Annotated in this window: 1 pseudogene; it reads left to right on the top strand. The window is 73.0% G+C overall.

Annotated elements, in window-relative coordinates:
* Positions 1 to 93: 93 nt before the first annotated feature.
* Positions 94 to 289 (top strand): annotated as a pseudogene (locus KVS71_RS17295) (glycine/betaine ABC transporter); the annotation flags it as partial.

Below are 289 nucleotides of genomic sequence, written 5' to 3'. Positions count from 1 at the left end.
ACTCCCGTCCGCACCGTCGCCGCGCCGGGGCGCCCGCCCCCGCGGCCGCCCCCGCCTGAACCACAGCATCGTCCCCCAGAGAAGAGGAAGTCCATGTCCACCGCACGAAAGTCCCGCCTCGCCCTTGCCGGCGGCGTCGCGCTCGCCGCCGCCCTCGCCCCCTCCGGCTGCGCCAACAGCAACCCGCTGGACGCGCCCACCGACGACGCCGGCGACGGTGGTGGCTGCGACACCATCGTCTTCGGCTCGCAGGCCTACTACTCGAACGAGATCATCGCCGAGTTCTACG

Origin of the sequence: Microbacterium sp. GbtcB4 (assembly GCF_019091465.1) — a bacterium.
Lineage (GTDB): Bacteria > Actinomycetota > Actinomycetes > Actinomycetales > Microbacteriaceae > Microbacterium > Microbacterium paraoxydans.
This window is presented reverse-complemented; position numbering and strand designations above follow the sequence as displayed.